Source organism: Metapseudomonas boanensis, from assembly GCF_018704125.1.
In the GTDB taxonomy this organism is placed as follows: domain Bacteria; phylum Pseudomonadota; class Gammaproteobacteria; order Pseudomonadales; family Pseudomonadaceae; genus Metapseudomonas; species Metapseudomonas boanensis.
On record NZ_JAGTIS010000013.1, the window covers coordinates 81785 to 107151 of the forward strand.

At 62.9% G+C, this 25367-nt stretch carries 14 protein-coding genes and 2 pseudogenes; 2 read left to right on the forward strand and 14 right to left on the reverse strand.

Annotated features, from left to right (window positions below; genetic code table 11):
* Positions 1-21: 21 nt before the first annotated feature.
* The 4 genes from J7302_RS20550 to J7302_RS20565 form a co-directional block, all read right to left on the reverse strand.
* Complete coding sequence (locus J7302_RS20550; RefSeq protein ID WP_215378919.1) at positions 22-627, reverse strand: hypothetical protein; 606 nt, start codon at positions 625-627, stop codon at positions 22-24.
* Between the two features lie 478 nt (positions 628-1105).
* Positions 1106-2647: a DHA2 family efflux MFS transporter permease subunit gene (locus tag J7302_RS20555; protein WP_215378921.1), complete on the reverse strand. Its 1542-nt coding sequence runs from the start codon at positions 2645-2647 to the stop codon at positions 1106-1108.
* A 12-nt stretch (positions 2648-2659) separates the two neighbouring features.
* Positions 2660-3733 carry an HlyD family secretion protein gene (locus tag J7302_RS20560; protein ID WP_349814467.1) on the reverse strand — a complete coding sequence of 358 codons (1074 nt, stop codon included), beginning with the start codon at positions 3731-3733 and terminating at the stop codon, positions 2660-2662.
* Positions 3734-3755: 22 nt separating this feature from the next.
* Positions 3756-4184: a MarR family winged helix-turn-helix transcriptional regulator gene (locus J7302_RS20565; protein WP_215378923.1), complete on the reverse strand. Its 429-nt coding sequence runs from the start codon at positions 4182-4184 to the stop codon at positions 3756-3758.
* A gap of 321 nt (positions 4185-4505) precedes the next feature.
* Between J7302_RS20565 and J7302_RS20570 the strand changes: the two genes are divergently transcribed.
* Positions 4506-5168: a VIT1/CCC1 transporter family protein gene (locus J7302_RS20570; protein WP_215378925.1), complete on the forward strand. Its 663-nt coding sequence runs from the start codon at positions 4506-4508 to the stop codon at positions 5166-5168.
* 90 nt (positions 5169-5258) lie between these two features.
* Here the strand turns inward: J7302_RS20570 and J7302_RS20575 are convergent, their stop codons facing one another.
* The 3 genes and pseudogenes from J7302_RS20575 to J7302_RS20585 form a co-directional block, all read right to left on the reverse strand.
* Positions 5259-8375, reverse strand: coding sequence for an efflux RND transporter permease subunit (locus J7302_RS20575; RefSeq protein ID WP_251702180.1), 3117 nt, complete (start codon positions 8373-8375; stop codon positions 5259-5261).
* A 1-nt stretch (position 8376) separates the two neighbouring features.
* Positions 8377-9474: an efflux RND transporter periplasmic adaptor subunit gene (locus tag J7302_RS20580; protein WP_215378927.1), complete on the reverse strand. Its 1098-nt coding sequence runs from the start codon at positions 9472-9474 to the stop codon at positions 8377-8379.
* A gap of 183 nt (positions 9475-9657) precedes the next feature.
* A pseudogene (locus J7302_RS20585) lies at positions 9658-10203 on the reverse strand (LysR substrate-binding domain-containing protein); the annotation flags it as partial.
* A gap of 2 nt (positions 10204-10205) precedes the next feature.
* Between J7302_RS20585 and J7302_RS26645 the strand changes: the two are divergent.
* Positions 10206-10452: pseudogene (locus J7302_RS26645) on the forward strand (short-chain dehydrogenase/reductase); the annotation flags it as partial.
* A 96-nt stretch (positions 10453-10548) separates the two neighbouring features.
* On the opposite strand, the gene J7302_RS20590 reads toward J7302_RS26645, so the two are convergent.
* The 7 genes from J7302_RS20590 to J7302_RS20620 form a co-directional block, all read right to left on the reverse strand.
* Positions 10549-11454 (reverse strand): amino acid ABC transporter substrate-binding protein, encoded by a 906-nt coding sequence (locus J7302_RS20590; RefSeq protein ID WP_215378929.1) that lies wholly within the window; start codon positions 11452-11454, stop codon positions 10549-10551.
* A gap of 47 nt (positions 11455-11501) precedes the next feature.
* Complete coding sequence (gene potE / locus J7302_RS20595) at positions 11502-12842, reverse strand: putrescine-ornithine antiporter (protein WP_215378931.1); 1341 nt, start codon at positions 12840-12842, stop codon at positions 11502-11504.
* Positions 12843-12920: 78 nt separating this feature from the next.
* A complete protein-coding gene (locus J7302_RS20600) occupies positions 12921-15221 on the reverse strand; it encodes an Orn/Lys/Arg family decarboxylase (protein ID WP_215378934.1) in 2301 nt (766 codons plus the stop codon).
* 144 nt (positions 15222-15365) lie between these two features.
* On the reverse strand, positions 15366-17546 hold the full coding sequence (gene speF, locus J7302_RS20605; RefSeq protein ID WP_215378936.1) for an ornithine decarboxylase SpeF: 2181 nt from the start codon (positions 17544-17546) through the stop codon (positions 15366-15368).
* A gap of 779 nt (positions 17547-18325) precedes the next feature.
* Positions 18326-19408, reverse strand: a complete 1083-nt coding sequence (locus tag J7302_RS20610) for an eCIS core domain-containing protein (protein ID WP_215378937.1) — start codon at positions 19406-19408, stop codon at positions 18326-18328.
* Positions 19409-19737: 329 nt separating this feature from the next.
* The gene (locus tag J7302_RS20615; protein WP_215378938.1) at positions 19738-20505 is read right to left on the reverse strand and encodes a M35 family metallopeptidase; all 768 of its coding nucleotides are present in this window, start codon (positions 20503-20505) and stop codon (positions 19738-19740) included.
* 122 nt (positions 20506-20627) lie between these two features.
* Positions 20628-25355 (reverse strand): hypothetical protein, encoded by a 4728-nt coding sequence (locus tag J7302_RS20620; protein ID WP_215378939.1) that lies wholly within the window; start codon positions 25353-25355, stop codon positions 20628-20630.
* Positions 25356-25367 lie beyond the last annotated feature (12 nt).

A 25367-nucleotide genomic window follows, 5' to 3' on the forward strand; every position in this document is an offset into this window, starting at 1 on the left:
TGCGTGGTCAAGCCATGAGTTTCACGGCGCCTGCTGCTCGCCGATTGCCGATACCGAGGGGGTCTCCCTGCGCTTTCTCGCCCAGCCGACCAGAAGGGTTACGGCAATGAAACCTGCAACGATAAGGAGCGGGTAGGCGATCATCAATTCGCCCAGGCTGTATTTCCAGGCAAGTGGACGACCGACCCCAAGCATCGCGGCGTAGAACCAGGAAACCCCGGATACCGTGCCGGCGAAAATCGCAAGTGTCCGCATGCCCAGTTCAAGCTTGAGCAAGGTGCCGGCCTTGACCAGGGCGGGCATGATCACGGAGTGCAATAACGCACCGTTGACGGTGAGCAGGGAGACGATGAGGACCTTGGCTTGTAGCTTGGGGTTGAGGAAATAACTTGCGCCCTTGACGTAGGAGTCGAGCATGACGATCAGCGCGCCTGAGACCCAGAGCACTTGCAGAGCGAGCGTGATGGTTCGCTTGAGCGTATCCAGATGTTCTTTCTTGCAGTGTGCGGAGTCGGAGCCTTCCAGCAACTGCTTGACCATGGCGAAGTCGCTTGTCAGGACAAGGCCGATGGCCACACAGCATGCGATCAGGTGCGCGTAAACAACGCCCAATCGCAAGAATTCCATGGTTGCTTCGTGCTGCAGGAGCGAAGCGACTAGATGAAAAAATTCCACGGTCTCTCTCTTGTTTTATGGAACCGGTCATCAACCGCGCTGGGGGCGATGACGATACATCTGGTATGGGGACTGCGGTGGCTGGCATGAGGCCTGAGCGATGTGGGATGACCTGGTTCACCCAACTTCCGGTCTGGCGCCGCAACAGCCTGAACAAGTGCGCTGATGTGCCTCGCAGTCGTGGGCCAGGCGCAACGGGATCCGATGTTATTTGTAAGTAATTATTATTGTCAAAAGAATCAGGCGTTACAGCTGCCCGTTTCCGTCGAGTCCCGATGAACGGCTACGGGGTGTGGCTGCAATCGTGTTCAGTTGAATATGGCAAACCACCTCCTGGCCGCGGTTTGAGTCAGGTAGCAGCTGAAGCTCCATGGCGCAGGTTGCTCCGTAAGTACCCGACATTCGCATCGGGAGTCCCCGCGACTGTGCCTCAATCCATCACGGCGTGCAGCTCGGCCTTGTCGTTGCCCTTCTGAATGGGCTTGAGTAGGAGCACCAGGGGTAGCGATGCCAGAGTGATGAACATCATCAGCCGGAAGTCCTGCAGATAGCCAAGGATCGAGGCCTGGCGGGTCACCTCGGCATTGATGGCCACCAGCCCTGCGGGCGTACTGAGGTCGAAGACACCGCCCTGGTTCGCCTGGGCAAGCGCCTGGTTGAATGGCGTGATGAAGTCACTGAAGGCGGCATGATTGATCTGGGTTCGGTGCGCCAGGTAACTGATCACAATCGAGATGCCGATGCCGCTGCCCACATTGCGCATCAGGCTGAAAAGGGCAGTGGCGTCGTTTCGGTAGTGGGGAGCCAGCGTGGAGAAGGCGAGGGTGGATAGCGGCACGAAAATCAGCCCGAGCCCAAGCCCCTGGACGACGCCGGTGCGAATGATCTCAGTCGCGGAAACTTCGGCGGTGAACAGGGTCATTTCCCACATAGACAGCGCAGTCAGCAGCAGGCCAAGGCTGATCATGCCGCGCGGGTCGACCCGGTTGATCAAGCGGCCGACCACCATCATCGCCACCATGGTGCCAATGCCTCTTGGGGCCATCAGATAACCGATATCGAGGATTGGGTAGCCCATCAGGTGTTGCATGAAGGGTGGCAGCAGGGCCATCGCGGCGAGCAGGATGATGCCGACCATGAAGATCAGGAGCAGGCCGAGACAGAGATTGCGATCCCTGAACATCGCCGACTCGATGAAGGGCTGCCTGCAGGTCAGCAGATGCACCAGGAACAGGTAAAGGCTCAAGCCGGCAAGCAAGGCCTCGACGAGGATTTCGCGGCTGGCGAACCAGTTCTGGGATTCGCCGCGGTCGAGCATCAACTGCAGGGAACCAATGGCCAGGGCCAGCAGGCCAAAGCCCAGCAGATCGAAATGACGGGTGCGATCGGTCGGCGCTTCCTTGACGAAGGCCGCCAGGCCGAACCAGGCGAGCAGGCCGAAGGGCAGGTTGATGTAGAAGACCCAGCGCCAGCTGTAGTACTCGGTAAGCCAGCCTCCCAGTGTCGGCCCCAGGATCGGGCCGACCATGACACCCACCCCCCACATCGCCATCGCCGAACCGTGCTGCTCCTGGGGGTAGGTGTCGAGCAGGACCGCCTGTGACAGTGGCACCAGGCTGGCGCCGAACATGCCCTGGAGAATGCGGAAGAGCACGATCTGTTCCAGGCTTTGCGCTGCGCCGCAGAGCATCGAAGCCAGGGTGAAACCGACGATGGACCAGATGAACAGTCGCTTGCGGCCAACTCGTGCCGCAAGGAATCCGGTCAATGGCATGAAAATCGCCGTGGCCACGATATAGGAGGTGAGCACCCAGCTGATCTGGTCCTGGGTGGTCCCCATGCTGCCTTGCATATGCGGCAGTGCGACGTTGGCGATGGTGGAGTCCAGCGCCTGGATGATGGTGGCGAGCATCACGGTCAGGGTGACCAGCCCTTTGTGCGTGCCACCCCGTGTCGTTGTAGTAGACCCCATGGCTCGAGTCCGTCAGGGCAGCAAGCTGGCCAGGCTTCGACGATGTGTCGTGTCGACCTCGACGTCAGCACTGAGGCCAGCCCGCAGGCTCGGTAACTCGGCGTGGGCGTCGAGTCTGATGCGCACGGGAACACGCTGGGTCACCTTGACCCAATTGCCTGTGGCGTTCTGCGCCGGGATCACGGAGAACTCGGCACCGGTGGCTGGGCTCAGGCTTTCCACGACGCCTTGCCAGATGCGATCCGGGTAGGTATCGAAGCGGATGCTCACTGTCTGCCCGGGCCGTACATAGGTCAACGCCTTCTCAGGGAAGTTGGCTTCGACCCACAAATTGCCGTCGGCGACCAAGGTCATCGCCGTATTGCCTGCCGTGATGTATTGGCCGGGTTGCGGCACTCTGCTCACACTGCCCGGCAAGGATGCGCGAACCTCGACGCGAGCCAGGTCCAGCCGGGTCTGATCGAGCTCGGCCAAGGCAGAACGGTAACTGGGATGCTGCTCGACGGGCATGTCCGGGCTGCCGCCCAGGGTTTCGGCAATGCGCTTGAGGTCGTGCTCGCGGGCGGAGATTTCCTGTGCGGCAATCTCTTCTGCTTGCCGGGATTCATCCAGGCGCGCGACGGACAGATAGCCCTTGCTAGCCAGGTTGGTCTGGCGCTGCAGGTCCCGGGCGGCGAACGTCTGACGCGTCCTGGCCAATGCCAGTTCGGCCTTTTTCTCCTGATAGCTCGCCTTGAGGGCCGTCAGGTCGGTACGTACCTGGGCGAGCCTTGCTTCGGCCCTGTTCACGGCAATCCGGAAACTGGCCGGGTCGATCCGGAACAACAAATCTCCCGCTTCGACACGCTGGTTCTCCTGGACAACGACTTCCTGGATGGTGCCAGAAACGTCAGCGCTAACCGGGACTTTGTCAGCCTTGACGTAGGCGTTATCCGTTTCCACGAATCGTCCACCTTGCAGGTAAGTCACGAGACAGCCGGCTATGACCAGCAGAGGAACGACGCCCATCAGCACAAGGCGCTTGATGCGCGAGGCCGGGTGGGAGGGTGCATCGACAGTGGCAGATGGCTCTAGGGCAGCGTTCACGGCAGTGCTGTTCCTTGGTGGATCAACGAGAGGACAGGTTCGAGCGCATCTTGCGCAGGGCGGACGTCAATGCTGCTGCTTCCTGCTCTGATAGATCGTGCAGCGCGATGCCATGGGTAATGGCAGACACCTTCTCGATTGCCCGGAGCTCCTGTTTTGCCTTGGGAAGCAGAAAAAGCCGGTAGGCCCGGCGGTCTTCTGGATCAGGCCGGCGCTCGACCAGGCCGAACTGCTCCAGTTGATCGATCAACCGAGCCAAGGTGATCGGCTTCACCTCCAGCCGATCGGCCAACTCGATCTGACGGCAACCTTCGTTGCGCGCTACGTGCACCAGTGCCCGCGCCTGGCTCAACGTCAGGGCGCTGTCTACCAGATGCTCTTCGAAGGTGCGCCTCATCAGCCTGGAGACGTCAGCGATCAGGAAGCCAAGGCTCTCGTCACGGGAGGACATGGAATGCATTCCTTATAATAAGCATTGCTTACTTTATGATGGCGTGGGTTCTCATGTCCAGTTCGTCACCGATTGTTCGTTTTCAGGCTGGGGCATCGAATCCTGTCGGAAGCGCAACGCGAAGCTTCATGGCGATGGATGTGGGTGATAGCTCCGCAGACCGGCTACATTTGCAACGTGTTCGTGCTTTTGCCAACACGGCTGAATCTGCTTTCAGGCGAGACGGTGCCGTCGGGGAGCACGCTCGGAAGGGGCGGCGCGGTATCTGGCGCGTGGGCTCGAGCTCAAGGGAACTGTCCGGGCAACTGGGGAGGTGCTGTCATGCCAGGCAATACGCAAGAAAAGCGGGCACGCGTGCTCAATCCGATCGACCGTGTCTCGGAGGTGATTTTTGGCCTGCTGATGGCGATGACGTTCACCGGGACTTTCAGTGTGGCCTCGTCCGGTGGCGAGGAGGAGCGCACGATGATGATCGCCGCCCTCGGCTGCAACCTCGCCTGGGGGCTGGCGGATGCGGTGATGTACCTGGTGCGCACCCTGACCGAGCGGACGCGAGGTCGAACGCTGCTCGCACGCCTGCACGGCGGGGCTGACGCGGCCACCGGGCAGGCGCTGATCGCTGAGGTCTTGCCGGAGCGTATAGCGGTTGCAGCTGGCCCCGAGGGGCTTGAGATGCTCCGCCGGCGCATGATCGAGCATCAGGGGCTACCCATCCGGCCGCGCCTCGGGTGGGATGACTTCAAGGGCGCGTTCGGGGTATTCCTGCTGGTGGTGTTCGCGACATTCCCGCTCGTTGTGCCTTTCATAGTGCTCGACCAGTCGATGCTTGCGGTGCGCATGTCCAACCTGGTCGGGGTCGTCATGCTGTTCCTCGCTGGCTGGATCCTTGCGGGCTTCGCCGGGGCCAGCCGATGGTACGGTGGGCTGGCGATGGCAGTGACCGGCACCGTGCTGGTGGCAGCGATCATCGCGCTTGGCGGTTGAGGGCGTGCGAACGTCTGCAACAGATCGGACACAGTGCTTCAGAAGCCTGGAACACTGCAGTCCTGTTCGCTGAGGATATCCAGAAGCCACTCACACCAAGCCCTGTGCGCTCCTGGGCTTGATTGGCCCAATAACGGGGGCGCCATTGCTTCGTTCCTCGACCGATTTGCCATTCAGCACAAGGGCGCACAGTGCCGGCAGGAACAGCAGGGTCAGCGTGGTGCCGATCAATACGCCGCCGATCAGCACATAGGCCAGCGACGACCAGAACACCGAAAAGGTCAGCGGTATGAACGCCAGCGCTGCTGCCAGGGCAGTGAGCAATACCGGACGGGCGCGGCGCACCGTGGCTTCGATGATGGCGTCCTGCAGGGCCCGCCCGTGGGCCCGTTCCTGTTCGATCTGGTCGGTAAAAATGAGGGTGTTGCGCATCAGGATGCCGCCGATGCCGATCAACGCCAGGATCGCATTGAAGCCGAAGGGCTGGTCGAACAGCAGCAGTGCCGGTACCGCGCCGATCACGCCCAAAGGCGCAGTGGCGAAGACCATGAACATCACGCTGAAGGAGCGCACCTGGAACATGATCACCACCAGGGTCAGCAGGATCATTACCGGGAACAGCACGGCCAGCGCCTTGTTGGCCTTGGCGCTTTCCTCCACCGGACCGCCGATGGTCACCTTGTAGCCCGCCGGCAGCTTGGCGATCAGCGGCTGCAGCTCGGCGTAGACAGCCTTCTCCACATCCGGCGGCTGGGTGCCCTTGATGATGTCGGCGCGCACTTCGAAAGTGGGTTCGCGGTCGCGGCGCTTGAGGATCGGCTCCTCCATCACCGCCTGAAAGTGGCCCACCTGCTCCAGCGGCACCGAGACGCCGGCCGCATTGGTGATGGTCAGACCCTCGATGCCGCCGAGGTTCTCCCGCTGGGCGTTCCGCGCGCGCACCATCACCGCGACGGTGCGGGTGCCTTCGCGCACTTCTGTCACCGGGTTGCCGGTCAGCAGGGCGTTGAGCTGGCTCTTCACCTCATTGGGGGTGAAGCCGAGCAGGCGCAGGCGGTCCTGGTCCAGCACCAGGCGATAGGAGCTGGCGCGCTCGCCCCAATCGACGAAGGTGTCGCGAGTCATGGCGTTGGCGGCCACCACCTGGCGCACTTCTTCGCTGATCTGCCGCAGTTGCTCCAGGTTCGGGCCGGAGACGCGGAACACGACCGGGAAGGGCACCGGTGGGCCGAACACCAGTTGGGTCACGCGTACCCGCGCCGAGGGGAATTCACCGGCGGCGATGCGTGCCTGCATGCGCTCGCGGAGGGCGTCGCGGGCCTTGGAGTTGGCGGTCTGCACGACGATCTTGGCGAAGGCCGGGTCCGGAAGCTCGGGGTTCAAGGAGAGGAAGAAGCGCGGCGCACCGCCACCCACATAGGCGTCCACCAGTCTGGTCTGGGGCTCCTCCAGCAGGGCCTTCTCCACCTGGGCAACAACCGCCTCGGTGGCCTTGAAGGCGCTGCCCGGCGGCATGTAGACCTCCAGCAGCAGTTCGGAACGGTCGGAGTTTGGGAAAAACTGCTTCTTCACCACGCCCATGCCCAGCCCGCTGAGGACGAAGGCCAGTACCACCAGCGCGGTGACCAGCACGCGCCGGCGAACGCACCCACTCACCAGGGCGCGCAGGCGGGTATAGAAGCGGGTGGAGTAGAGCGCTTCATGGCCGCCGGGCACGGCTTTGATCTTCGGCAACATCTTCACCCCCAGGTAGGGCGTGAAGAACACCGCCACCAGCCAGGAGGCGAGCAGGGCGAAGCCAACAATCCAGAAGATGTTGCCGGCGTATTCTCCCGCGCCAGACTTGGCGAAGCCCACCGGCAGGAAGCCGATCACGGTCACCAGGGTACCGGTGAGCATCGGTGCTGCGGTGGAAGTCCAGGCAAAGGTGGCGGCCTGGACGCGATCCAGGCCTTCCTCCAGTTTCACCACCATCATCTCGATGGCGATGATGGCGTCGTCCACCAGAAGCCCCAGGGAAAGGATCAGCGCGCCCAGGGTGATGCGGTCGAACTCGCGGCCTGTCATCAGCATTACGACAAAGACGATGGACAGCGTGAGCGGCACCGCCGCTGCCACCACCAGGCCGACGCGAAAGCCCAGGGCCAGCAGGCTGATGAGCATGACGACACCCAGGGCGACGAAGAACTTCAGCATGAACTCGTCCACCGCCAGGCGGATTTTCTCAGCCTGGTCGGAGACCTTGTCCAGGCGCACTCCGAGGGGTAGGTTGGCGTGGATCCGGTCTTCCTCGACCTGCAGGGATTTGTCCAGCTCCAGGCCGTTGAAGTGCTTGTCCATGATCACGCCGAGCATCAGCGCCGGCTCGCCCTGGTGGCGGATTCGGTAGCTGGGCGGGTCTTCATAGCCACGTCGCACGGCGGCGACGTCGGCGATTCGCAGCAGTTTGCCGTTGGCGTTGATCGGCACGTTCTCGATCAGTTTCAAGCTGTCGAAGGCACCGTCGATGCGGATGTAGGCGCGCGGACCGGCAGTTTCGACGAAGCCGGCCGGGGCTACACCATTCTGCTTGGCCAGGGCTTCGAAGATCTGCTCGGGCTTGAGGCCCAAGGTCGCCAGGCGCTCGTAGGAGAACTCGACGAAGATGCGCTGGGCTTGTTCGCCGAGGATGTTGACCTTCTTCACGCCCGGCAGGTTCAGGAGACCCTGGCGAATCTCCTCGGCCATCTGCACCAGTTGGCGGTGGGGAAGTTGCTTGGCTTCGAGGGCGTAGAGGGCAAAATAGACGTCGGAGTACTCGTCATTGAAGAAGGGTCCGATCACACCCTGGGGCAGGCGCTTGGCTTCGTCGGAGAGCTTCTTGCGGGTCTGGTAGAAGAGTTCCTGGATGTCCTGCGGACGTGTCGAGTCGAGGAACTGGATCTTCATCGAGACGAAGCCGGGTTGAGCGATGGTTTCCACCCGGTCGTAAGAGTCCAGTTCCTGCAGGCGCTTCTCCAGGCGGTCGGCCACCTGCTCCTGCATCTCTCGCGCGTTGGCGCCGGGCCAGGCGGCAGTAACGGTCATGGTCTTGACTGTGAAGGACGGGTCCTCGGCGCGCCCAAGCTTGCCGAAAGCAATGGCTCCGGCGATCAAGGTGGCGATGATCAGGAAAAGCGTGACGGCGCGGTTGTGCACCGCGAAGGCTGAGAGGTTGAAGCGGCTCATCTCAGTGCTCCATGGCCAGCGACGGCGCTGGCAGTTCGCGGATGCTGTCGCCGACGTTCAGCAGGTGAGCACCGAGAGCGACGATGCGCTCGCCGGGTTGGACGCCGCCTTCAAGTAACGCCTGCTCCTGCTCAAGACGCACCACGCGCACTGGCCGCAGTTCCACCTTGTTGTCCACGCCTATGACCCAGACACCTGTACCCTGGCCCTTGTCGTGCAGGGCGCCGAGGGGCACGCGCGCCAGTTGCTGCTGGGCCGTGCCATCCAGACGCAGGGTGACGGTGGAGCCGATGGCCAGGGATGCCGATTCACCGCCCAGGGTATAGCGGGCGCGGAAGGTGCGGGTGGTTGTGTCCGCTGCGGCGGAGAGTTCGCGCAAGGTGGCGGGCACGGCTTCGGCCGCGGCGCCGTAGGGATAGGCGCGGGCCGAATGGTTGGCGAGGGCGCGCTGGGTCTCAGGTATGTCGATCACTGCTTCGCGGGCGCCGTCATGGGCCAGGCTGGCGACCACCTGACCTTCGGCGACCACCTGGCCGCGATCCACTCGCACATCGGTGATCACGCCATCGGCGTCAGCTTTCAAGGTGGAGTACGCGCGGCGGTTCTCCACTTGGGCGGCCTCTGACGTGGCAGCGGCCTGCTCGGCCTGGGCCACCCGCAGGCGTGTAGCGGCCTGGTCGAACACCTGTCGCGAGACGGCGCCAGTTCCGGCCAGTCGGCGGTAGCGGGCTTCGTCATTGCGCGCCTGGCGCAGTTCGGCTTCGGCAGCGGTCACTCGATTGCGCGCGGCGCGCAGGGCCAGTTCGAAGTCGGTGTTGTCCAGCACCAGCAGCACGTCGCCACGCGATACGCGTGTGCCAGGGTCGATCTTGCGGGCGATCACTTTGCCACCGACGCGAAAACCCAGGTCGCTGGCGGTGCGGGCAGCCACCACGCCGGTATAAAGCGCTCCCTGCTGGTTGGCGGCTTCTACCTGGGCGACCAGTACGGCGCGCGGCTGGGGTGCCGAGACATCGCTGTCGGCCTTGCTGTCGCAGCCACTGAGCCCCAGCAGGGCGATCGGAATCAAGGCGAGAAGAGCGACGTGACGGCGGTTCATGAGGCGATCCTCTTGTTCGGCGGCGGGGCTGCAGTGCGGCGAGTTGCAAATATGATAAGTGTAATTTAAATGACTGCATATATGCCGCTCATCATTTAATCGATCGCCAAGGAGGCCGGAGCCAATGGACGTGATTGCGATGAGCCGAACCCGGATGCCTGGGACGCCCAAGACCGAGAAGCGCTAGCCAGTCTGCCGCGCCGCGCGGGTGAATTCGATGAAGGCCTTGAGTACGGCGGGAACCTGGCGACGGCTCGGGTAATAGAGGTGCAGCCCGGGGTCATAGGGACACCAGTCGTCCAGCACCTGGACCAGCTTCCCATCGGCGATGTGCCCTTTGACCATGTCTTCGAAGACGTAGGCCAGGCCGGTGCCCTGCAACGCCGGTGCGACCATCAGGCCAACGTCCCCCAGGGTCAGGGGCCCGGCGACTTCTATTTCCAGCTGCTGGCCATCGCGTTCGAACTCCCAACGGTAGAGCGAACCGCTGGGAAACCTGTGGCGGATACAGGGCACGGCGTGCAGGTCCTGGGGGTTCTTCGGCATGGGGTAACGCTGGAACAGGGCAGGCGCCCCGACGACGACGGAGCGCAAGGCGGGGCCGATGGGCAAGGACACCATGTCCGCCTCCAGGCGTTCGCCGAAACGCACGCCAGCGTCGAAGCCGGCAGACACGACATCCACGAGTGCGTCATCGGCCGAGACTTCGATACTCACATCCGGGTAGGCCGCTTCCGGATTACGAGGACACCGTCGGCGCGATGCGCCGCTTCGCCCACGGCGCCAATCACGCCCAACCCGGTAACGCGGACAGATTGGCGACGGCGATCATGGCGCTGGTCGATGCGCCCAACCCCCCCGCAACGATTGCCACTGGGCAGTGACGCCGTCGCCAGGATTGAGTCCACGAACCGCCTCGTCGAAGAGGAACTGGCAACATGGAGGAATCTGGCCCTATCCACGGATTTCCAAGCCTGAATCAGCGCCCCGAGGGTTGTGACCGCCGTCATGAAGCAGTTCGGCTCCTAAGGCCAACTGCTTCATGACGGCCTGCTCTCCAGGCTGGCCTCAGCGCTAGGGCAGCGTGTAGACCTCGAACAGCAACTTGGACGTGCCGCGAGCGCCACCCAGGTATTTGGCGTATGCCTGCTCGATTTCACCCGAGCGGTACATCTCGCTGATCACCGTATCTACCAGCAGACGGAAGTCTTCATCGCCACGTTCGAGCACCATCGACACGGGAACGAATTCGAAAAGGCGAGGGACTACCATCAGGTCCTCGGCGTGCTTGCTTTTCTCCACGACATTCTTGAGCAGCATGCGTTCGGAGAAAAAGGCGCTGGCTTTGCCTTCGGCGACCAGATTCACACCTTCCATGTTGTCCTTGACCGTCACTTGCGTGGTCACCACGCCAAGCATCCGCGTCTTGTCGCGAATCCAATCCTCGGTGAGCCCGTCCTTGATGGCTGCAAAGGTCTGGTTGGCCAAGCCCTGGTTGATGGTCGCGCGCCAGGTCGGGCCGGTATGCGCCACTTGGCCATTGAGCACCCGCAACAGCGGTTCGGGGGCATCCTTGCGCACCACGGCTGAAAGTCCGGCGGTGTAGATGGGGATCGAGAAGCTCACCGACTTGCGGTCTGCCAGTGTTTCCGGGGCGGGTGTGCAGAGGATGTCGACCTTTCCGGAGCTGACGGCGCCGATCTCGTCCGCGACCGTGAGGCCTTGGTACCGCACCTGCAGGCCGGGCAGGTTCAGTTCGCTCTTGATCTTGTCGACGACCTTCAGGCAAAGCTCGATGGCATAGCCGGTGGCCTTGTCACCGTCCTGGTTGCTGAAGGGCGCGAAGTCCCGCACATAGCCGAGGGTGATGGCGTTGTTGCTGCGTACGCGCTCCAGCGTGTTGGCGCTGGCCAGAACCGGCAGCAGCGCGAGCAGGCACGCGAGCATCATGCTTACGGGTTTGGGCAATTTCACATTCATATCCTGTTCCCCATGTTCGGATGTCTTTTCGGCTCTGAAGACAACGCCTACGGTTTGTCGACCCTGGCCAGCGATGACGGTGGTTCATCGACGAAGCGCTTGGCGATAAAGCCATAGAGCAGGTAGCCGATCGCAAGGACGATGGTGCCACCGAAGACGGCGTCCTTGCCGCATGCATACAGGGCGTAGAAACAGTAGATACACGCTACCAGCAATACCGCCGTGTTGCGGCCGTATACAGCTGGGCTGACCTGGGCCTTGTACATGATGACCAGCAGGCCGGTCAGCGCCGTCACGTAGGGGATCAGGTTGGTCACCGCGGCCAGGCCGACCAGCTTGCCGAACTGGGCACTGGCGTTGGGCGAAATGGTCGAGAGGGCCATCAGAGTCTGCAACACGCCGCAGACGATCATGCCGATGATCGGTGCGTTCTTGGCACTGACCTTGCTGAAGAGTTTCATGAACATGCCCTGGTCGGCCGTCATCTTGGCCGTTTGCGCCAGTGTGAACTGCCAGCCGAGCAGCGAACCGACACAGGCCATCACGGCCAACGCCATCACGAGGTTACCGATCGCGGGATGGAAAATTTGCGCATAGACCAAGGCGAACGGCGCTGAGGAGTTGGCCAGTTCAGCGTTGGGCACGATGCCCTGGATTACCGTTGTCGAGAGGATGTACACAACGGCGGCGCCAAGGGTCCCGAACAGGCACGCCAGGGGCACGTTGCGCTTGGGGTCTTCAACTGCATCGCTGGCCTGAGCCGCCGATTCCATCCCAAGGAACGCCCAGAGAGTTAGCGGAATGGTCTTGCCGATGGCCTCGGAGAGCGCGATGTTGTTCGGGTTCCAGGCCGCGGCGAATACATCCGTCTTGAACCAGAACCAGCCGATCACGCTCAGCCCTGCTACCGGGATGATCACACCCCATACCGTAATCGTGCCGAGTCGGCCGGTGATGCTCGGTCCACCGAAGTTGGCCAGGATGGTCAACCAGATCAGGGCAATTGTGCCGATGCACAGTGGAATGGCGCCGCTGCCCAGCCAGGGTATGAACGACGTCAGGTAGCCCACTGCCGAGATGGCGACCGCGACGTTGGCGATGGCCAGCGACAGGAAGTAGAGATACGAGCAAAGGAAGAACCCTGACTTGGCGTGCGCCTCTTCCGTATAGGCCGACAACCCGCCTGAGCGTGCACAGAAGACACCGCACTGGGCGAAGCAGTAGGCGATCGCCATGGAGCCGACTGCAGTGAAGATCCATGACAACAAAGAGACAGCGCCAAGCTGGGCCATGTTCGTTGGCAGCATGATGATGCCCGAACCCATCATGTTGACCGTGACCAATGTGGTGAGCCCCATGAGGCTCATTTTCTTACTTGACTCAGCCATCGAAGACTCCTTGCTTTGTCCGAAGCACTGGCCTCTCTCCGGCGGCGTTTTCCTGCCGCAGGGGAGGGGAGCTAAACCCTACTGTTTGACTACATAGATCCTGTACGTGAGGCGCCCCTGGTCGTCTCGCTCGATCTCGACGCCGTGGTTGTCATGCACGAAGCCGGGGAAGCGTCCGTCGAACATTTCCATCGCCAGCAGGTAATCGACGATGGCTCGCTTGTCGGCACCGGCTTTCTCGCCGGGCATCATCAGGGGGATGCCAGGCGGGTAGGGCACGATCTGAACCGCGACGGTGCGGTCCAGCATGTCGCGCACGGCGATTTGCTCGATTTCGCCCTTGACCAACTTGGCGAAGGTTGCGCGTGGCGAGAACACCGGGTCGGGCAGCAAGGTGAAGGCCGCATCCATGTTGTGCAGCATGTCCGTGGCGAGCATTTCCTGGTGCATCTCTTCGGCCAGGTCCTTCAGGCCCATGCCGGCATAGCGCTCGGGGTAATCGGCAACCAGGCCGGGCAGCACTTGCTCCAGTGGGGAGTTGGCGTCGTAGTGCCGCTTGAACTCCATCAGACCGGCGACCAGCGAACCCCACTTGCCCTTGGTGACACCCAGGCTGAACAGCAGCAGGATCGAGTACGGCTCCGTCTTCTCTACCACGATGCCGCGGCTGGAAAGGAAGGACGACACCAAGGGGGCCGGAATACCGCTGGGCTCCATCGCGCCTTCCAGGGTCTGCCCCGGCGTCAGCACCGTGACCTTGATCGGGTCGAGCATGCAGTAGTCGTTACCCAGGTCGCCGAAACCATGCCAGCTGGCCGAAGGCTTGAGGACCCAGGCATCGCTACGGTGCAGGGCCTGTGGGTCGAGATCGGCGAACGGTACGCCGTCGACCACATCTGGTTGCCAGACACCGAACCACCAGTCCTTGGCGTTGCGCTTGCGCACTTCGAAACTGAGGCGCGCCATGGCCTGGCGGAAGGCGATGGCTTCATCGATCGATTCGTCGGTCAGGTAGTCGCCGGCATCGTTCATCATCTTCGCCGACACGTCGGTGGAGGCGATGATGCTGTACTGCGGCGAAGTCGACGTATGCATCATGAAAGATTCATTGAACAGCGCCGGCTTGACCGGGACCTTGCCTGAGCGGACGTGGATCATTGAGGCCTGCGACAGCGCAGCAAGCAGCTTGTGCGTGGAGTGGGTGACGGTCACCGTGGCGTCATCGGCGTGCCGTTCCCCCCGGTGCATCCCGTAGCGCCCTTCGTACAACGCGTTGAAGCGTGCATAGGCGAACCAGGCTTCGTCGTAATGGATGCGGTCCACACTCTGGCTGAGCTCACGGGTGGTCACCTGCACGTTGTAGCAGAGGCCGTCATAGGTCGAGTTGGTCAGTACAGCGAGCACAGGCTGTGCCTGCTTGTCTTTTGCCAGTGGGCTTTCCGCGATTTTCTGTGCGATGGCGGCGGGGGTCAGCTCACTCCGCGGCACCGGGCCGATCAAGCCTCGCGCATTACGCCGTGGGCGCAGATAGAGTGGCACCGCGCCGGACATGTTCAAGGCATAGTTCAGCGACTTGTGGCAGTTGCGATCGACCAGCACGGTATCGCCGTCAGTCACCGCCGAATGCAGGATGATCTCGTTACTCGCCGAGCTGCCGCCGACCGAGAAGAAGGTGAAGTCGGCACCGAACACGCGGGCAGCGTATTTTTCCGCCTCGGCCAAGGGCCCCGAATGGTCGTTCAACGAGCCTAGTTCACCGACCGACACGCTGAGGTCGGAGCGCAGCATCTGCTCACCATAGAAATCGAGGAAGCTGCGTCCCACCGCTGTCTTCATGAAAGCGGTACCGCCGGTATGGCCCGGGGTGTGCCAGGAGTACTCGTGGGCACCGGCGAAGTTGACCAGGGCGCCGAAGAACGGTGGCAGTATGGTGTCGAGGTACCGGCAGGCGGCGGCCTGGATGCGTCCGGCGATGAACTCCGGACTGTCTTCGGGCTGCCAGACGAAACCCTCGATATTCTCGACGAAGGCCAGTGGCACCTGGCTCTGGTGGGCCTGGGTCATGCCCAGGATGATCGGCAACTGGGCGGTGCGCCGACGAATCAGCTGGATAAGCTGCAGGGCCTTGGTCTTGTCGTGTTCGCACAGGCCCCAGCCCAGGATCACGCAACTGTAGGTGGGGGCTGCGCGCATGGCGATTTCGGCATCCTCCAGCGAGTCGACCAGCTCCACCCCCAGATCATATTCATGCAGCGCATCGGCGATCGCTTCGAGGTTGCGAAGGATGATGCTGTCTTCATGTGCCTTGGCATTGATGACGATGAGGACGGGAAAGCGTTTTCTCATCGACTCGGGTAACGGCGTTTTTGATTGACTCATGGGTATCCCTGCCGAGCTTGTTTGATGCTTACCGAAGAAACGTCCCGTTGCACGCGTCAGCCAGGAGCGTTCTGCGTCGGAGCTTCGCCTTCTCCTGCTGCCGTGCCGAGTCGCACCGCATCGGCGCAGGCGAAGGGCCTGTATCTAGCTTTTCAGTACGTAGCCGTACGCGCGGGTGCGACCGTCTTCGTGCTTGAGGTAGACACCCTGCAGTTCCGGAGTGAAGCCCGGCAGCCGGTTGATGCCTTCTTCAAGGGCCAGGAAGTAGTCCAGTACCGGGCCACCCCATACTTCGCCCGGTACCACGCAGAGGAGGCCGGGTGGATAGGGCAGCGCGCCTTCAGCTGCGATGCGCCCGGTCGCTTTGGACAGAGGGACCAATTCGGCGTTGCCGCGCACGAACTCGATCTGCGCCGCCTGGGGCAGCATCGCCACTTTCGGCAGGTGCGCCTTGCGGAACATGTCCGTCTGTAGCTGCTTGACGTTGCGACCGCGGTAAAGGTCGTGCATGTCCTGGCAAAGCTGACGAATGCTGTAGTTGCGGTAGCGGTCCTGATACGCCTCGTAGATGGCCGGCAGGACACGGCTCATCGGGGCGTCGTCGCTGACGAAACGCTCGAAGCGGGCGAGTTGGGCCACCAGGTGGCTCATCTTTGCCCAGTCCTCCGCCGGAGTGAGCAGGAACAGGATGGAGTTGAGGTCGGACTTCTCGGGGATTATGCCGTTCTGCCGCAGGAAGTTGGCGAGGATGCCGGCATGGATGCCGAATTCGGTGTAGCTGCCGTCGACCGGATCGATGCCGGGCGTGGTGAACAGCAGCTTGCAGGGGTCGATGAAGTACTGGTTATCGGCGTAACCGGGGAAGGCGTGCCAGCGGTCCTGTGGGTGGAACTTGAAGAAGCGGATGTCGTTGGCAATCTCATCGGTGGGGTAGTCCTGCCAGTTACGACCATCGATCTGGGGAGGCACGAACGGGCGGATCAAGGTGCAGGTTTCCAGGACCAGCTTGCGTGCGTTGATGCCGAACTTCACGCAGTCGCCCCACAGCCTCAAGCCGCTGCGATCGCTGTGGATCGCCGCGTTGACGTCCAGAGAAGAGAACAGCGGATAGAACGGGCTGGTGGAAGCCTGGGCCATGAAGGCATTGTTCAGCCGGGCATGGTTGCAGTAGCGCGGCTGGCCCTTGATATGGCGGTCCTTCTTGTGGATCTGCGAGGCCTGGGAAAAACCGGCCTGCTGTTTGTGCACCGACTGGGTGACGAAGATGCCCGGATCGTTTTCGTTGAGGTCGAGCAGCAGGGGTGAGCAATCCTTCATCATCGGGATGAACTGCTCGTAACCGACCCAGGCCGAATCGAACAGAATGTAATCACACAGCTTGCCGATACGATCGACCACCTGCCGGGCGTTGTAGATGGTGCCGTCGTAGGTGCCGAGTTGGATGACTGCAAGGCGGAACGGGCGCGGCAGTTTGGCCTTGTCTGGCGCGACTTCGTTGATCAGCTCGCGCAGGTAGTCTTCCTCGAAGCAATGGAAGTCGATCCCGCCGATGAAGCCGTAGGGGTTGCGCGCGGTCTCCAGGTAGACCGGGGTGGCACCCGCCTGGAGCAGCGCACCCTGGTGGACGGACTTGTGGTTGTTGCGGTCGAACAGCACCAGATCGCCAGGCGTGAGCAGGGCGTTGGTGACCACCTTGTTGGAGGCCGAGGTGCCATTGAGCACGAAGTAGGTCTTGTCGGCGTTGAACACCTTGGCCGCATGCTTCTGCGCCGCCAATGCCGGGCCTTCATGGATCAACAGGTCACCCAGCTTGACGTCGGCATTGCAGATGTCGGCACGGAACAGCGTTTCGCCAAAGAACTCGAAGAACTGGCGGCCGGCCGGATGCTTGCGGAAGAACTCACCTCCCTGGTGGCCGGGGCAGGCGAAGGTGGCATTGGCGGTTTCGGTATAGCGCTTGAGGGTGCCGAAGAAGGGCGGAAGCAGTGTGTCTTCGTAGCCCTTTGCTGCAGCCTCGAGCTGATGCCCGTAGAAATCGGCATTACTGCGGGCGGGATCGAACACGCCGGTGACCTGTAGCAGCATTTCGCGCAGAAGCGCGTAGGCCTCCAGGGCACGATTCCCCTGCTGCGATGCGACGAGAAAGATCGGAATGTTGAAGCCCGTGCGTTGAATCGCGTCCAAGGCTCCAGCCTGGATATCGTCGGGCGAGAACACTGCCACGGCGACGTCGGTGTAATCGGTTTCCTTGAGGGAGACAACTTCACGGGTGGTGTTGAAGCAATTTCGCACACCTTCGTTGGCTGCGATTTTCAGGACATTCATGAACACGGAGCTCCTTCTCGGCACATGGGCGAGTTGTTCTAGTGGCAGCTACCAACAGACACTCAGCAGAACGCTCGACCCGGCTACCAGTGTCCCTGATCAAAGATTGGTATAGATCATTTTTGCCGGAGGAGTGCGGCGACGTGGCAGGAGAGCTTGTCCTGATTGATCCGGAACAGTTTTTTGCTGGGCAACAAACTGGTCGGCAGCATGAATGGCTTTGTCTACGTTAGCTGTTGCTAGCAATCGATGGCCGTGCTTAGAGCCTTGTAGCAGCGGGGGGACGCCGAGTTCTTGCTCGCGAACCGGACCCTTTCGCGAGCAAGCTCGCTCCTACAAGGAATGCCGCCACTTGCAATACTCAACGCAGCCACAGCCGCATGAGTCGCCGGGGGCACTGCCCCGACAAGTCGGTGGCTGCACGTTCATGGAGGCTGTAGCGGGCGGGTACCAGGCGGGAACTTGCGGGGGCGTGAGACGCAAACGGTGAGGGGATGGGTTTGGAGGAGCCGGCTGTCGATGACATAGGTCATCAGGCCCCGCATGGGGAGGGCAAAGCGTTTTGTACAACGAAGCTCGGTGACTCATCCAGGAGTCCGCATAGGTGCCCATTGTTCAGTAGGCGGGCGCGCCCTGGAACCAGAACCTGTCGGATCGGGAGCCAGGCGAAAGAGGTACCTTGAATGGAACGTCGCATGCCGCGCCCCTCGCGTTGCGCGGTGTTCCTTCACCAACATGATGCTTGTCCTCCAGATGCGCATCCCTTGGTCGGTCAACGATTAGGGGCACTTGGTTTTCTCGCAAGGATTGGTATTCCAGCTGCTGTTACCCGTCTTCTTCCGATGACAGCACAGATCGTCCAGCACCGAATTGGCGTAGGTCACCGTCACCGTCGTCACACCGATCCGCGAGTGAAAGTTGAGGTCGCGAATCGAAGTCTGGTTGCCAACGTGCACGCAGGCATGTGAGCCGGTGTTGAGCAGGCCCTCGTGAATGGCCTGGATGCCCTTGAAGAAGATCGCGTAGTTCATGGTGCCGGCGCCGCTTTTGGAATAGCGCGCGCCCTTGCCGGACTTGGCTACCGGGTCGGTCAGGTTGCCGAGTCTGACGTTCTCGGAGTCCGTGTAGCCGAGGCCTTCCAGCCGTGTGACCTTGGAAGCCTTCACACGGTCGGTCAGGCCGATGCCGAGCATCGTCGAGCCGCCGGCAATCGGCAGCACGACATCGGCCGGGACCTTGCTCGATTTCGTACTGTATTTGGCGGTCAGGGTCCCGGTGGGCATGCGTGGTTCCAGTTGGCCAGCGGCCTTGGCGGCGGCCTTGTGCCCATCGTCGACCACTGCCTTGTCGAAGTGAATGGTGATGGTGTCGACCCAGGGCTGCTTCTTGGGGTCGGTAAGCGTTTCGTTGGCTGCGTCGAAGGCAATGGTGTCCTTGCCCTTGCTGCGGTACCGGGCCAGTGTGCGATTCACGCCCGCGCCGGCGGATGCCTTACCCGCGGAGCCGGTTTGTTGGACCACATGGGCCAGCTCATGGGCGATCAAGTGTTGGCCGGCCGAGGTTTCGGGCGAGTACTTGCCGGAGCCAAAGACAACGTCGCGTCCTACTGCGTAAGCGTCGGCGTTGATCTCATGGGCCGAGCGTTCCGCCTGGCTACCCAGGTGCACCCGGACATGGGAAAAGTCGTATCCGAAACGTGGCTCCATGTCCTGCCGTAATGCGGGCTCCAGTGGCTGACCGGAACTCGCCAGCGTGTGGTTGACGCTCTCGGGCACTGCAATGGATTGTCCGGTGGAGTGGCCTGCGAAGCGCTGGATGCGAGATGACACGCTGCTGACGGCAGGCGCTGAGGGTGTTGCCATCACCTCGTTGGCCACTCGATCCGCTTCCCGTTCGAAACTGTCTCCCGGCTCGCTGATCGCCAGTTTCGTCTGTATCGGCGAAGGCTCACGGCAGCGCGGGCAGGAGCCGCCGCAGGCGCACCGGCCGGCCATGGGTTGCAGGGACGATTGGTTCGTCGATCGGGCCGGCTGCCTCATAAGCATCGGCGCATGATGCGAAGTGCGCCCAGACGATGGGGAGTGCGATCGTTCCGGGGGATGGAATGCCTGACCCATTGCATTGTCTCCTGGCCTGTTGTGCCGCTACCCCGTCAGAAGGCCGAGCGTGGAGCGAAGGACCGCCCGGCCGATCAGAAGCAGGTTCGGCCGGTGTCGGTATCGCGCCAGATGTGCGCGCCAAAAAACGCATATGCATCGGGGTTGTCCATCCGGCCTGCAGTCGTTTCACCCGCCGGCGGTGCCACATTGCCGGCCGGGTACTGGGCATCGCCCCGGTTTGGCGGGTGTGCCCCCGCCACGCCGATGCCGACGTCATGCGCCCCTTCGTGGATCAGGATGATTGCCCGGCAGGTCGGTGACAGCTCCCAGAATGGCCGGCAAACGTGCACCAGGTCGTCGCTCTCGATCCAGAAGGCCTGCTCGGTCCCGCAGATGTTCTGGCTGTTGCAGATGTAGTTTCGCGGTACCAGCGTGCCGAGGATCTGCCGATAAGTGTCCTCGATGGTTGCGCGGTTGGCATCGGTAGGGGCAATGAAATGGCGGCCGAGCGCTGTCGCATAGGTGGTGCCCGCAGCCGGCGCGGCGCCGAGGGCACGCCGAGCCGCACCGACGAATTCGCGGGCGCGTTGGCGGGCGGTTTCCAGGCGTTCGTTCGCATCGGTGATACCGGTGATGCCTTCCGTGCAGTCTCGGAACGCAGGCGCCGCTGCGGGTTCTGCAGCGGGTGCGGCCTCATCGGCTACAGGTGCGACATCGCCATCGCGCGCGGCGCGTGCGCCCAGTGGGTTTTGTTCAGCGCTGCAAGTTGGGCAACTGCCACCGCAGGCGCAGGGTGAGCGCGAAAATCGCCTTTGGGTAACGGCTGATTGCGGCGGCCCCGAGGCTGTGGGAGTCGGCATTGCCCCGTCTTTTCGACGCGCCCGTTGGGGGAGGGCTTCCTGCAGTGTCATGACCATGGCGTGTCCTGTCCTCCTGGTTATATGGCCGGCCAGCCGATGAGGCGCCCGGCAGGCAGTCAGGCTTATTGTTTCTTCGGCGTGGCTTTCTTCGTGGTCAAGCGGGTGGTGCGGGTTGGCTTCGGCGGTGGCTTCTGACCGAGCACCTGTTTCGCCATTTCGGTGAGTTTCTCCGCCTGCTCTGCGCTACCGACGATCCTGATCAGCGTCTTCGGATTGGTTTCAACGATCCCCTCGACATCCTGGATGCCGCCTGCAGCGAGCTGTTTGCGTGTGACATCGTCGAGGTCGAGTTTATCGAGCGGCGTGCGCATTGCGGGCTGCGGTGCCGGTTCGGTCGCTGGTTTTGGCGCTGGCGCTGGCGCCGTAGGCGTGGCCTCGGCGGCTGCGCCATAGATCACCGTGCCATTGACGGGCACCGACTTCGGGACCACGCGCACCGGCACCACCAACGTGGCTTGCAGCGTGGCTCCAGCGCTGAAGCGCAGAGCGGTCTTGTCACGCAGCACCTCCTTGCCAGCGAGGTCGGTGACGCAGGCGATCAGTTCGCCTTCCTTGCCTAGCCGGACGGTTTGGGTGCTGTTGTAGGACGCGCTGAAGGCGCCTGTGGCATCGGTACGGCCGACGGTTTCCACCTGGCTGCCGTTGCTGCGCAGCAGCACGACTGAATAATCGGCCAGTCCCTGACCCCGGTCGTTGATGACACGGCCACTGAACGTCGAACCACTTTCCGGCACCTCCGGTACGTGGACCGCCAGTGTTTCAGCGCTGGTGGCCAGCAGGCGACTGGTTTCGGCGCCGGCCTGGCCCTGGGTGGAGAGGGCGGCGCTGGCCGCGAACTCGGCACCATGCTTGGTCGTCATGCGCATGGCCTCGGCCTGGTAGACCTTGGTGATTGCCACCTGGGTCGCGTTGATATGGGTGATTGCGCGCGCAGTGGTCTGCTGCGACAGGGTAGCCAGTTCGGCCGAGGTGAAGGCATTGTTCGAGAGCGTTCCTCCGAGCTGGTCGGCATTGGCTGCCAGCACAGTGGCGAGGAACTGCCCGATGGAGGACGGACTGGCGAACAGCCGGCTGCACAGCGCCGCGTCCAGCACCTGGTTGGGCTGGTCCACCGTTGGCAAGGGGCTCGCCCCTGCGCTTGGCCGGGCGACGATGCAGTGGTCGGCCTGGTTCAGCGCCGTCATGTTCATGCGCATGCCCGTGGTTAGCAGCGAGATCGTCCGCGAAACATCCTCACGAAGCCGTGAGGCCGTGGCGCGCACGGTATCGGCCATCAGCACCGCGTTGGCGAAGAACGGATCGGCGCGATACACCGCCGAGGTGTTCGAGGCGTAGCCCAGATCGTCCACGGCCAGCAGCAACTGCGAGGTGATCGAGCGATTGCTTAGGCCCAGGCGCACATAGTTGTCGTCGAACAGCGTTTCACCGCCGGGCAGCGCTCGTTCGGCCAGGGTGCTGAAACGACCGGTGCTGAGCGCCTTTGGCTCGAACGCCAGATAGGCGCCGTAGACGCGTGCCAGCAAGCGATGGATGCCGCCGAGATTGAGGATCAGCACCCCGCCCACAGCCGTGTCGAGGAAGCCGAACAGACCGCTGAACTCGCTGTTGAAGTGGTTGTTGGCCACCGATACCGGGCCAAAAGCGAAGGCGGTCAGGGCGCGGCCAGCGGGTTGGTCGATGCGGTTGTCGTGCACGCGCAGGGCGGCATGGCGGCCACTGGACGTCGATAGGTGCGCGGTGAGCGCCCCGGCGAAGCGGACATAGATGCCGCCACGGATACCGGCATTGCGGTTGTCCTCGAAACCGGTGGTGGTCGCGCCGTTGCCGGCGAGCACGTTGTCGGTGACTTCCAGGTTATCGCCGTAGCCGACGAACACGCCGCACACCGGGTCGACGGCGCGGGGGCCGTTTTCATGGATGTGGTTACCGCTGATCCGTGCCGCTTCGACGATGGCCAGCGAGACACCACCACGGCCGATGAACTGCGCGTTGGCCAGCAGCGCGTCGGTGAAGGGGTTACGCAGGTTGTGGTGCAGGCGGTTGTTCCGGATCTCGAGGTCGCGTACGGGATCGGTGGCACGCAGCAGCGGTGTCAGCGCGAGGTTGAGCAACGCGGCATCGAGGTAGGCCAGCAACGCCGCCTTCGGATCGTTGCCAGGAATCGCCCGGGTCTGGCCCTTCAGGTCGCTGCCGTTGCGGGGGGCGAAGCCGATACCGGACAAACCCATCATCGAGATGTCATTGGCTTCGATGCTGATCTGGTGCAGGAAGCCCCGTACCTGCGAGGTGGCGCGGGCGGCGAGTGTCACGGCGTTGACCAACACGCCTTCGTCCCGTGCCTCGGTGATGCGCAGCACCCGGTATTGCGGTGACACGTCAAGCGTGTAGACGCCTGGTGCGGTCTTGATGCTGGCCATGCCTTGCGCATCGCTGCGGTCGGTGGCGACCGTGGTGTCTTCCAGGTAGACATCGACGCCGGACAGAGGTTTGCCCTGTTCGTCCTGCACCAGGGCTAGGAACTGGCCATTGGAGGTGACGTTGACGTTCGCCGGTGGCGGAGTATTTACATTTGCAGCCGCGAGGATTGTGGGAGTCTCGGGCGACGGTGGGGCGTCGACCGGATCGAGGTCGCCACCCAGCGTGATGCCGTTACCGGAACCGCCGACCACGGTGTTCTCCAGGATGCGCACCCGCTCGGACCCGGCGCGTACGTGGATGCCGCCAATGGCGCGGTAGGGCTGCAGCGGTAGCAACTGCGCGATCAGCACGGCCCACACCGTGAATGCATAGTTCAGCACCAGCAGCGGGTGCAGGTAGAGGATATCCGGCCTGGCGCAGGGGTCGGCAGGGTCGCGTGTCGGGTCATCGTCGGGTACATCCGGCTCTTCGGGCGTCTGGTCGATGAAGGGCAGCAGCACCAGGGTGTTGCGTTCGACCAACACGTCGTCGGCGGAAATCGACAGCGTTGCGCGGCCGTCGACGGTGTCCAGCAGGTGCAAGCGATTCTCCGAGATCTTGAGCCCGGCAGCGTGGGTGGCTCGAATCGTATTGGTCCGCGCGATCATGCGGTTGTCGTGCAGGCTCAGGTCGCGGCAACCATCTTCGCTGCTGCCATCGATGCGCACGGCGATGGCGTCGTAGCTCACCAGGTCGAGATCGCAGACTTCGATCCCCGCGCAGTCGACGAAGTGCAAGAGCGGCTGGCTGCGCGTTTCCGTGCGCGGCAGCACCATCGAACGCCAGCGGCAGCCGTGGATCTTCACGTTGCGACGGCCCTCCAGGCGCAGGTTGGCGCGGTGCAGCCCGGGCAGCAGGCACAGCTCGCCACCGGCTGCCGGCAGGTGCATGGCGGCTTCTTCGAGGGAGTTGAAATCACCGAAGCTCGACACGCCATCGCCGATCAGGAAGGTGCAGCAGAGCTTCTGATTCGTCAGCGGACGGAAGCGCTTGCGGCAGTCCTCGATGGTGCCGTCGATTTCGGTATTGCGCCGGCCGGTCCAGTTGATCTCCGCCAGCGGCACACGGTGATAGACGATGCCGGTGGGCGGCACGTTGTCGATCAGCACCTCGGGGTTGGTGATCTCGCCGGCACGCACGCTGAAAGTCCAGTAGTCGCCCGGTCGGTAGTTTCCGGCACCCGCGGCGTCGAACGCGAGCTGGATGCCGTCGCGCAAATGGGCGGGGGCGCCCACATCGGGGAAGTCCGCGACATCGGCGATGCCGTTCCACAGGCGGAAGAACACCGAGTCGGTGGTGGAGGGCAGCGCACCGAAGCTGGCGGGCGAGGCGAGTTCCAGGTCGTGGTCGGTATTGAGGGTGGCTACGCTGCCGTACACCACCGTCCAGGCGCCGATAAGCTCGTCGTATTGCAGGGCCTCCAGGTAGAACTCGGTCAGGCCCGAATTGACGATGGCGGCGCGGCCCGCATCGATCAGCACGCGGTCTGGGTCGGTGGTCGAGTCAAAACGCCCGCGGCCGACCAGGCCACCATTGAACTGGCTCCACTTGAAGCGCACCGGTGCACCGGCTGGCACGTCGGCGATCTCGATGCGGTACAGGCAATGCTCGAAGCCGGTGTAGCCGCCGCCACCGACCACCGGGCAGTCGCCGACGAGCGCCACCACGGGTACCAGCGATACGCTGAGCCGGCCCTTGGCGGATGGATCGTCGCGCAGTTTTCCAATAATCGTGGCGCAGTCTTCTCCCTCCGCCAGGCGCAGCAGCCGGATGCGGAAGTTGACGAAGGCGCGTTCGGCTGTGTCCGGCCCGCCCAGCGCCGGCTCGATCAACCGGTGCGGATACTGGAAGCCGTGCAAAGCCTCTTCCGAGACTTCCAGAATCACCGCATCGCGCGTGCCATCGGCAATCTGATCCGGGGTCGGCGTAGGGGTGGCCAGTGGCGGTCCGAAATAGGTCGCGAGGCGCGCGACCGACGCCAATGGGTCCGGTGTCTCGCCCGCCAGACGGGTGAGGATGCCATCGGCCCAGGCGCGTCCGGGGCGCAGCATCACCTGCACCTGGCCATCATTGACCTGCGCCGACTCGACCTTGAAGCCTTGCGGCTCCGAGGCGGGCACTGCGCATACGCCGGCGCCGATGATGTCGCGCCCGGCCTGGCCGTTCCAGCCGAGTTCGAGCAGTTCGCCCTCGGTCAGATCGGCATCGGTGTTCACGCGCCCCTGCTGGTGCAGCACACCGCTAAGGTTGCGCAACGGTCCCAGAGACGGCGGGTTGACCCCGTGCTCGTGCTGATGAGGGTCGAAGTTCAGTACGGAGAAATCGCCTTGCATGGCTCCCCCTTC